Here is a 9,439-nt window from a genome sequence, read left to right as displayed (position 1 = left end):
CATTTCTCAAATTATCAATATTAGACTTTCCTAAAGAAATTGATAAAAATCTTTGCGTTGTTATTGATAAGGAGTTATTTAAAAAAGCCAACATACTTACAAAGCCAGCAACAACGTTATAAATCCCATAATCCTCGAACCCCAATGAATTTAATATAATTCTGCTAGTATATAATGAAACAAGCATTGAAACAAGCATCCTTACATATAAGAGAATAGTATTCTTAGCTAACAATTTATTATTATCCATCAATGTGATTTAATTAAATATTTAACTATTCCTTAATAATCTTATTTAGAGATAGTCTTTTAGTTACACATTAAGATTTTAATCATTTATTATCGATTACAGGCTTTATTGCAACTTGCAATGAATATTTACATAAAAATCACCAATAACAACCTTTTTCTACCTTTTCGGCTCCTCTAGGGCGTTCATTTTCATTAGGTCTAATCCAATACTCATTTATGAACTTTGAATATTGTGGTTGGTCATTTATCCAGCGATTACCATATACTCCAAAGAGCATTTGTGTCCATCCAGCTAAATGTATAGCTATTTTTCCCATCCTCTTAACATGGGCCGCTAAACACATTCCATAAGCTCCACATCCAATTAATGCTATATCAAATTCTAGTTTATTAATTTCATCCTCCATGTATTTTAATGCCTCAAACCAGTCTTTATATGGCTGATTCTTTTCATCAGCAATACTCTGCACAGCTTTAATAGTAAGTAGTTCTTTAAACTCAGGAAGTACTTCTGGGTTTTCCCATATTTTATCTCGATTATGTTCATACTGATATCTGATACTTTCAGTAAAAGGATGTACTACCAAAACACGCTTCCCTTTCAGAATTCTGGTCCATGGATTTTTCCAGAGAAACGGTGCATAAAACCCTTCTAAATTAACTCTCTTTCTTACTCCCGTAAGAAACTGTTCTATATATTTTTCTTCATATATATAACTGCCTAAAACATCAATTTCTTGTATATCAGATAACATACGATTGTAGAATTCCTTCCCTAATCTTAAATCACAAGGGAAAAAGCCAGAATTCTTACATAATTGTTTTATTGTATGTTTAGAATTAAATGAAGCATTGTAGTTTAAAACATCAATAGTATAATCTTTACTCCAATTATTAATTTCATAATGATAAGCAACTATATTGGAGAGTTCAGTAGTTCCAAATTTAGAAACCATTTTACCTTTATCATTTGTTTTGTTTTGCAAAAAATTATAGATATAATCATTAGCTTCTTGATCTTTTATATCTACATATTTATCATAACCCAAAGGAAAAGGTTTCCATATAATTTTAATAGACTTTCTCGTAATAGTAATTATAAAATTGTATATGCAATTCATTGTAAACGTAATATAGAAAAATTTGTTTTAAATATATATTATTTATTTCCCCTTATACATTTCCTCATAATACCTTTGATAATCCCCTGAAGTCACATTATCCATCCACTCCTGATTATCAAGATACCATCTTACAGTTTTTTCAATACCTTCCTCAAACTGCAGGCTTGGTTCCCAGCCAAGTTCACGCTGCAACTTAGTGGAGTCAATAGCATAACGCATATCATGTCCCAAACGGTCTGTAACATATGTTATCAAATCAAGAGAATAACCTTCAGGATTTCCAAGGATTCTATCAACGGTCTTTATAAGAACCTTTATGATATCTATATTCTTCCATTCATTGAAACCACCGATATTATAAGTTTCAGCAATCTTACCGTTATGGAAAATCACATCAATAGCTCTTGCATGATCCACCACATACAGCCAGTCACGCACATTCTCACCTTTTCCGTATACAGGCAATGGCTTACGATGACGGATATTGTTGATAAATAATGGTATCAGTTTTTCAGGGAACTGATATGGACCATAGTTGTTTGAACAGTTAGTCACTATAGTCGGCATACCATATGTATCGTGATAAGCACGAACAAAGTGATCACTGCTTGCCTTTGAAGCAGAGTAGGGGCTATGCGGATTGTATTTGGTATCTTCATAGAAGAAATCCTTTCCGTATGCCAGATGATGTTCCGATGAAGATGCAGTTGTGCTGAAAGGAGGTTCTATACCTTCAGGATTAGTCATCTCCAGTGCACCGTACACTTCATCTGTAGAGATATGATAGAAACGTTTTCCTTCATATTTTTCAGGAAGAGTTTCCCAGTACAGTTTTGCAGCCTGAAGCAGTGAAAGTGTTCCCATTACGTTTGTACGTGCAAATGTGAAAGGATCTTTTATGGAACGGTCAACATGGCTTTCTGCAGCCAAATGTATAATACCGTCTATATGGTATTCTTTCATCAGTTCCTGTATCTTGTCATAATCACAAATGTCAGCCTTTACAAATACATAGTTAGGATAATTCTCAATATCCTTAAGATTTGCCAGATTACCTGCATATGTCAGTTTATCAAGATTGATAATTCTGTATTCAGGATATTTGTTCACGAACATGCGTACCACGTGACTGCCTATAAAACCGGCTCCACCGGTTATTAATATATTGCGTTTATATATTCTCATAATGATAATCTATTTTATCATTTAATCTATCTCTATAAATCCCATTCTTTTTAACTTGTGCAGGTTGTCCTGCAAAGAGACAATAATGCACATCAGCATAATTCTTGTTAAGAATAGAATTGCTTGATACAATATTATATGATCCTAATTTTGCTCCTTTAAGAACTATATTATTAAATGCTATCCAGTTATCATTTCCTATAACAATCTTATCGAATGATTTAGGCTTAATATCACTTCCTACTAACGATAATTGATGAAAATCTGTATCAGTAAAAATGCAATTCCATCCACATAAAACGTTTTCTTTAAATTCAATATAATAATAAGAGGTAATTTTTAAGGATGTTGTAGCAGTAAAATTATTCCCAAAAATAATTTTACCATTATCCCCCACTGAGATAAAAGAATTATTACCAATATTTACCCCCCCTGTAAATATATTTTACCTCCGTGGTTTTCATAAACTATACCGTTATTTGGATAAAGCGAGACATTATAAGTACCTAATCGAATCATACCAAATCGTACTGGCCCTTCAATAATTATTTTACCTTTGCATTTTAATAATTTGGGTTTATATAGTAATATTGGTAATTTTATAGCCTGATTAAAAGGTAAATAATGGAAATTAAAATATATAGTTTTAAATATCGATCTCAATATCCATCTGTTCTTCCATATTTTTTTGAGTTTTCTCATATAAAAAAAATTAATATAAGGGAACATTAATATCAAAAGGACTGTCGAAATCCTTTAACAAAGGATGCTTGGTATCCTTTTCACTAAGAATAGCCTTACCCATAGGTATACACCAGTCAATACCCAATGAATTATCAAGAATACTTATTCCACCATCCGCTTCCGGAGCATAGAAGTTATCACATTTATACTGGAAGATAGCTTCATCACTCAATACTGCAAAGCCGTGAGCAAATCCCCTTGGCACAAAGAACTGCCTGTGATTGTCTTCTGTCAGTTTTACAGCTACATGTTTACCATAAGTAGGGGAGCCCTTACGAATGTCTACAGCCACATCAAGCACTGCACCCTTGATTACCCTTACCAACTTACTCTGTGTAAAAGGTGGACGCTGGAAATGCAGTCCTCGCATCACTCCATAGCTTGACTTGCTTTCATTGTCCTGTACAAACTTTATTTCACGTACTTCCTTGCAGAAATCCCTTTCAGAGAATGATTCAAAAAAATATCCTCTAGCATCAGTGAAAATGCGTGGCTCAATTATTACCACACCTTCTATTTCAGTCTTGATTATATTCATAAGTTGTTAGTTTTATATTATTAGGTTACAAGTTGACTAGTTGACAAGTTACGAGGTTCCATCCGGATGGAACAAACGGCCAGCGAAGCTAAGGCCTTGTCAACTCGTAACTGAAACCTAGTAACTTAATCTAGGTTTGGATTCCCTGTTTCCTTCACTTCTTCAATCACCTTCAGCAGATACTGTCCGTACTGGTTCTTCAGCATCGGCTGCGCATTCTTCCTCATCTGCTCCTCATCTATCCAGCCCTTGCGATAGGCAATACCTTCCAGACACGCTATTTTCAGTCCCGTACGCTTTTCCAGCACCTCAATATATGTCGAAGCCTCGCTCAGCGAGTCATGCGTACCCGTATCCAGCCATGCGAAACCACGTCCCAGCGTCTGCACCTTCAGCTCACCGTCCTCCAGGAACTTCTGGTTCACAGTCGTTATTTCCAGCTCTCCACGTGCCGACGGCTTGATGTTCTTCGCCACTTCCACCACCTTGTTAGGATAGAAATACAGTCCCACCACAGCATAGTTCGACTTCGGACTCTCCGGCTTCTCCTCTATGCTCAGACAGTTGCCCTTCTCGTCGAATTCAGCCACACCGTAACGTTCCGGGTCGCTCACCCAGTAGCCGAACACCGTAGCCTTCTTCTCCTCTTCCGCCATGCGTACAGCCTCCTTCAGCATTCCGCTGAAACCAGCCCCGTGGAAGATGTTGTCACCCAGCACCAGACAGGCCGAGTCGTCACCTATAAACTCCTCGCCTATGATGAAAGCCTGTGCCAGTCCGTCCGGCGAAGGCTGTTCCGCATACTCGAACCTCACGCCGAACTCCGTTCCGTCGCCCAGCAGACGTTTGAACCCCGGAAGGTCATGCGGAGTCGATATAATCAGTATCTCCCGTATACCTGCCAGCATAAGCACGGAGATAGGATAATAAATCATCGGTTTGTCGAAGATAGGGAGCATCTGCTTGCTCACTCCCTTGGTGATGGGATAAAGTCTTGTTCCGCTACCACCTGCCAGTACGATTCCTTTCATTATTGGATAATTTTTTTGTTTGGGAACTACCCCCTCCGGGCACGCTTCGCGGCTACCTCCCACATCTTCCCATCCATAGAAAGTTGTACAAGATAGTCCGCAATAATCCTTAAATCGTCACAAAAGTAGTCCTTTATAACGATATTTCAAACTATATAGTGACAGATTGCGCTATAGAATATGGATTTTAACAATTATGTTTACGGATGTGTAAAAATTAAACAAGAAATGCCACCCTTGTATGGATGGCATTCCTCTTAATTATTTTGTCTTTTCCTGTATGCATTCCGTGACGTAATCATAACAGCCGTTCACAAACTCATCTATTGAACATTTCTCCTTAATAAAATAACGCATATATCCGAGTATTTCCTGCTCACGCTGCTCGGTAAAACTTACATCCGGATCGATTTCAATGCCTGCACCGATATAGTTGAGAGCTTTTCCGTTTTCTTCTTGTGTCCAGAGGTCATAAAAGGCACTTATCTCGCCCGACGTATCTCCCGGATTCATTGTATCGAACACTTTTCCGATGTTTGGCTCGCCTGTCTCATGGAAATACAATACCACTTTATCATATTTCAGTCTCTCCTTAGGACTTCCGGGAGCTTTGGCAAAAAATTTCATCGACATCAGGCTGTCTTTTAAAACAGGATTATCCAAGATTTTATTTACTATCTTCAGACTTGTCTGCTGGTCATTGGTATTGATTATTACACGTCTTGTCGCTTCTTTCGCCTCATTTAGCACAATATGAAAATAATCGCCTGCCGCGTATGCTTCTTCAAGCTTACCTCCGTTTTGGGGTATAAGAATAGCAGACAGTTTTTTCAGCTCTTCCAGACAGTCTTTTGCATAATAGGACGTTACATCTGACGTTTCGCATCCAAGCAAACTATATATATCTGCGTATATATCTGCTGCCAGTTTTGCAAGTGTTTCCCTGGTCTTTCTTTCGTTGTACTCTGTTATTGATATTGTTATCATCTTTTCTTGTTTTTAGTGAATAATTCTTGTTCTCTAATTGTGTAAGCTTACGCTGCAAATGTGGTGATAAAAAACGGGATATAGCACTGCGGTTTGTGAGTTGCCGTCACTGCTTTGTGAACAGGGGGAGATATTCACCTCCGGGGCTGAGGTACAGCTCGCCGGTTTCGCTGTCGTAGCTTATGAATATCCGTATGGCGGCACTGATGTAGTACCTGCCTGTGTGGGGGTCCGTCATGATGGGATAGGAGATGGGGCATACGCCGCAGTCCGTGGGATGATACACTATAAGTGTCATGCTGTCGGTGGTACGGATGTCGGGATGCCCGTGCATGCTACGCCATTGGGCGGACGGGATTGGGGTAGGGCTGTGCATACAGCCGGCTGCCATCATTGCGGGCAGCAAGGCGCATATCAGGATATGCGGGATTTTCTTTCTCATGTTCTCATACGGTTTTTAATGTTGTGCGAAAAAACTATTTTGTCAGTTCCACGAAACAGGAGAATACCGCCTCGCGATGTTTCTCGGTGACGTAGAACTGATGGCTGCATCCCTCAAGATGCAGAAGATTGCCACAATAGCGGTCCACCAGCAGAAGATTTACTATCTCCGAACGGCTGATACGTATGAAACTGTCCTCGGGGAGCATCTGTTCCACCTGCTGGAGCTTGAAACAGACCGTCACGGGGCGCATACCTTTCATATGGATATGGCTGTGGTTGTTGTCTGCCTCTATCCATTCTATCTCGCTGTAGCGTATCTTAACCCTGTAGTCGTTATAAATGGGTTTTACAAAGAAACCGTCCGTCACCATGCCGGATTTCTTTCGTGTACTTGTGTTTTCATTCCTCATAAGTTCATTCTGTAGCTTTATCGGGGAACAAAATTACCACTAGCTGCGGAGCTCCGAATTATAGTGTGCGAAATGCCGCTACGGGTGTGCGAACAGCAAACGGACGTACGGACAGGGGTGTTTCACAAACTTTTTTTCTGCATTTCGCCCACAGACATTTTATTTGCATGCATTGTTACGGATTCATCACCGGAAATTTATGGAATGGATAAAAGACTACATGAAGGAGGTGTCCGTTATCATTATCGGACTGTGCATAACATATTATGGCGACAGCCTGGTGGACGGATACTATGAGCGCAAGGACGACAGCGAGTATATGGAGATGCTGAAGACCGAGCTTAATGACAATATTGTGGAACTGAGGAAGATGATGAGATATTACCGCAGGGACAGGAGACTGGCAGAACTGCTGAAGACAGGGGATGCCGGAATGGCGGAGGATTCGCTGCTGAACCAGCACAGGTACTATCACTACTGGATGCTTAAGGACAACGTATTTTCCATAATGAAGGAGACGGGGACGTTCAGCAGAATGGAGAAGCACAACGTGACGGTGATATACGAGTGCTACGAATATATGAACACAGCGCTGCACATGGGGGAGGTGTACAGGGAAAGGCGCTTTGCCGAACTGCTGGAACATATGGCGAGCTACAGCGACTGCTATAACGCGGGAGAGATGAATGCCGCCGATGAAATGAAACTGATTATGAAGGACAAGAGATTCTGCGGATATTTCACAAGAACTGTTCCGCCTATGGCAGGATCGGCCGTAGGGATATGTATGTTCACGGAAACAAAAATCACGGAAGTGATTAAAATGCTGGAGGCGGACTGAAAAGCCCGCCTCCGGATGTTTAAAACAAATTACTACTCATAAAAAATCTAATATTTTGACATATTTTCTTTTACAAATTCATACCATGAACCGAAAGTTCTCAGATGCGATGTTTCTTCATATCTGGAAATCAATTCTCTCAGATATTCCGGTTTCACAACTTCTGATGTATTATTCTTGTCGTATTTTAAATTACGTTCTGCAAGCATTGCCTTTAAATATTTCAAATGAAAAGCGGCTTTATTCCATCTGTGCGGATTAATAGATTCCATATCTTCCGGATTATCTTTCTTGACATTGTAATGACGCAGATATTCAACCATATTGGCATCATTGGGGTTATCTTTGAATAAACGTCTGTTACCCAGGAACCATGTTTCCATACATACCTTATGCTCAAAAACTACAATCTGGAAGCCCTCAGGATGTATTCCTTCCTTTTCAAGGTATTCATTAAGTGTATTTTCTATGTCTGTTCTTGTCTCTTCTTCGGTATCAAGGCAAACTATGAGATAATCGTATGTACTTCCACCTCTGGAGTTTATTTCATTTATATCCTTTACGGAATTGACAACGTGCTGATAAATATGAGGTATTCCATATCCGCAAAACAGATAATATGAATCATTAGTCAAAGAAAATGCATCATCTATTCTTTGCATATTAGGAGCTATAATGGAAAGCCATGCGGGATAAACCGTCATTTCGGTCTTTTCTCCCTCTACTACAATATATGCATTCATACTTCTCCGGTACGGTAAGCATTAGTCTGAACAAGCTGCATAAACGCGTCATGCCTGGAATGTTCGCCTATCTTAAGATCATCAGCTGTCAGTACATTGATATTACTGCAATTGCGGGTCACGACTTTCCATTTGTCATACGGAATGGAATTGATGATGTAAGGATGATGGCTGGTTATGATAACCTGCAGATTCTGGTCAGTATCAAGTATCTGATCTGCAAGATGGTCTATACAGTTAACACCCAATCCGTTCTCAAACTCATCAATAAGAATAATATCACCATCCTGAGCAAGTACAAGAAAGGTTATCTGGGAAAGAGTACGGAACATTCCGGATGATATACTGTTCTGCATAATCCATGCATCAACACCTTTTTCCTTGATTTTGAGAACAGGATACATCGTATCATTAAATAGTTGCTCTAAGGAAAAATCTATGTCTTCAACATTGGCAAAGATACCGGTAAACAAATCTTTTATTCTATCAAATTGCGGCATGTTTTCCTTGCGGAGTATAAACAGTTTTTCTATAGGGCTGAGAAAACGGCTGTTGTGTATCTCCTGAAGTTCTTTGATTTCGTCTCTTTTCTTGGAAAGGAATGGAGAAATACTTATGCCGTCATTATAGTTCTTTAATTCAAATATCTGACCAAAAGCATTGAAAATCGGCTTGATTTCATCTTCCTCCTTCAATAAGGCTATGACGCTCTTGGTGGTATCAAGCTTTACAGTCTGTTTTCGGTTGAACACTATACGGTCATTTTCTCTGTGGACTATCATATTGTCTCCACGTTTTAGCGACTCGCGAATTATAGGATATTCCTGCATATCGCGCTTAAAGTAGTTGGCATTATCATCGGATATAGCGGCAAACTCTCCACTCCATTGATATATATTATCGTTATCTTCAATAGTTATATCCCATTCAAGACCATTTACTGAATTTCCTTTGGCTATATTTGAGATATCTTTGATGACACGTAAAATTAATGTCTTACCAACTCCTGATGCACCTACAAGCAAAGTGAGATAGTCGTCAAGACAAAGATTTCTGACATTCCATCCTGTAAGGTGGTTTATTATTGATATTCGTTTAATCTTCATTCTTGAAAAATTTAAAGTATACATAGAATAAAAT

11 protein-coding genes and 1 pseudogene are annotated in these 9,439 nt (G+C 39.0%); 1 reads left to right on the top strand and 11 read right to left on the bottom strand.

The window, feature by feature from the left end; genetic code table 11:
- From I6E11_RS13585 to I6E11_RS13545, 9 genes and pseudogenes are all read right to left on the bottom strand, one after another.
- A pseudogene (locus I6E11_RS13585) lies at positions 1-250 on the bottom strand (lipopolysaccharide biosynthesis protein); the annotation flags it as partial.
- 139 nt (positions 251-389) lie between these two features.
- Positions 390-1,373, bottom strand: coding sequence for a hypothetical protein (locus tag I6E11_RS13580; protein WP_235338689.1), 984 nt, complete (start codon positions 1,371-1,373; stop codon positions 390-392).
- 42 nt (positions 1,374-1,415) lie between these two features.
- Positions 1,416-2,561: a dTDP-glucose 4,6-dehydratase gene (locus I6E11_RS13575; RefSeq protein WP_235338688.1), complete on the bottom strand. Its 1,146-nt coding sequence runs from the start codon at positions 2,559-2,561 to the stop codon at positions 1,416-1,418.
- On the bottom strand, positions 2,548-2,958 hold the full coding sequence (locus I6E11_RS13570) for an LbetaH domain-containing protein (protein WP_235338687.1): 411 nt from the start codon (positions 2,956-2,958) through the stop codon (positions 2,548-2,550). The genes I6E11_RS13575 and I6E11_RS13570 overlap by 14 nt, the downstream gene beginning before the upstream one ends.
- Before the next feature lie 315 nt (positions 2,959-3,273).
- On the bottom strand, positions 3,274-3,843 hold the full coding sequence (gene rfbC / locus I6E11_RS13565; protein ID WP_235338686.1) for a dTDP-4-dehydrorhamnose 3,5-epimerase: 570 nt from the start codon (positions 3,841-3,843) through the stop codon (positions 3,274-3,276).
- Positions 3,844-3,968: 125 nt separating this feature from the next.
- On the bottom strand, positions 3,969-4,874 hold the full coding sequence (gene rfbA / locus I6E11_RS13560) for a glucose-1-phosphate thymidylyltransferase RfbA (protein WP_235338685.1): 906 nt from the start codon (positions 4,872-4,874) through the stop codon (positions 3,969-3,971).
- A 261-nt stretch (positions 4,875-5,135) separates the two neighbouring features.
- Entirely contained in the window at positions 5,136-5,861 is a 726-nt protein-coding gene (locus tag I6E11_RS13555) for a hypothetical protein (protein ID WP_235338684.1), read from the bottom strand.
- A 106-nt stretch (positions 5,862-5,967) separates the two neighbouring features.
- Positions 5,968-6,303, bottom strand: a complete 336-nt coding sequence (locus I6E11_RS13550; protein ID WP_235338683.1) for a DUF3876 domain-containing protein — start codon at positions 6,301-6,303, stop codon at positions 5,968-5,970.
- 34 nt (positions 6,304-6,337) lie between these two features.
- A complete protein-coding gene (locus I6E11_RS13545; RefSeq protein WP_235338682.1) occupies positions 6,338-6,715 on the bottom strand; it encodes a LytR/AlgR family response regulator transcription factor in 378 nt (125 codons plus the stop codon).
- Between the two features lie 163 nt (positions 6,716-6,878).
- Between I6E11_RS13545 and I6E11_RS13540 the strand changes: the two genes are divergently transcribed.
- On the top strand, positions 6,879-7,556 hold the full coding sequence (locus tag I6E11_RS13540; protein ID WP_235338681.1) for a hypothetical protein: 678 nt from the start codon (positions 6,879-6,881) through the stop codon (positions 7,554-7,556).
- A gap of 47 nt (positions 7,557-7,603) precedes the next feature.
- On the opposite strand, the gene I6E11_RS13535 is transcribed toward I6E11_RS13540, so the two are convergent.
- Positions 7,604-8,299, bottom strand: a complete 696-nt coding sequence (locus I6E11_RS13535; protein WP_235338680.1) for a hypothetical protein — start codon at positions 8,297-8,299, stop codon at positions 7,604-7,606.
- Positions 8,296-9,405, bottom strand: coding sequence for an AAA family ATPase (locus tag I6E11_RS13530; protein ID WP_235338679.1), 1,110 nt, complete (start codon positions 9,403-9,405; stop codon positions 8,296-8,298). The genes I6E11_RS13535 and I6E11_RS13530 overlap by 4 nt, the downstream gene beginning before the upstream one ends.
- Positions 9,406-9,439 lie beyond the last annotated feature (34 nt).

The sequence above is a fragment of the Bacteroides caecigallinarum genome (genome assembly GCF_021531075.1).
GTDB classification, from domain to species: Bacteria; Bacteroidota; Bacteroidia; order Bacteroidales; family Bacteroidaceae; genus Phocaeicola; species Phocaeicola caecigallinarum_B.
This window is presented reverse-complemented; position numbering and strand designations above follow the sequence as displayed.